The following is a 679-nucleotide window of genomic DNA, read 5'->3' on the forward strand; positions in this document are numbered from 1 at the left end:
CTGGGAAGAAGCCCTGGCCGCCCGCTTCGCCCAGGCCCTGGCCGGCAGCGACGGCGAACCCTTCCCCCACCACCCGCCGGCGGATGCCCTGGCCCGGACCTGCACGCCGGACCCGACCCTACCGCCGGCGCCGGTGCAGCGCGCCGCCCTGCTGGTGGGCAGCGCCCGGCCCAAGGGCGAAAGCACCTCCGAATCCCTGGCCCGCAGCCTGGCGGAAAACCTGGAACGGCAGGGCGTCGCCGCCACCCTGGTGCACGTCATCGACTTCATCAAGCCCGGCCGCCGCGCCGACGCCGCCCTGGCCGCCCTGGGCGAGGCCGAGCTGCTGGTGGTGTCCGCCCCCCTCTACGTGGACGGCCTGCCGGGCCTAGTCCTCAAGGCCCTGGAACAGATCGCCGCCCAGCCCGGCCGCCTGCAGCGGATCGCCGGCCTGCTCAACAGCGGCTACCCGGAAGCGGCCCACAACCGCTCCGCCATGGCCCAGCTGCGCCGCTTCGCCCACAACGCCGGACTCGGCTGGGCCGGCGGCCTGGCCATGGGCGCCGGCGAAGTGCTGCACGGCAAACCCCTGGCCAGCATGGGCTTCATGTTCCGCAAGCAGATCGCCGCCCTCCGCCAAGCCGCCCCGGCCCTGGCCGCCGGCCGCGGCATCCCCTCCGAAGCCAGCGCCGCCATGGCC

1 protein-coding gene is annotated in these 679 nt (G+C 75.6%); it reads left to right on the top strand.

The genetic code is table 11. From position 1 onward, the window contains the following. Positions 1 to 679 (top strand): NAD(P)H-dependent oxidoreductase (locus AC1RTA_RS16555; RefSeq protein WP_492785364.1); only part of this gene is annotated, 679 nt, incomplete at both ends.

Source organism: Azospira sp. MPR-E4 (assembly GCF_058809645.1).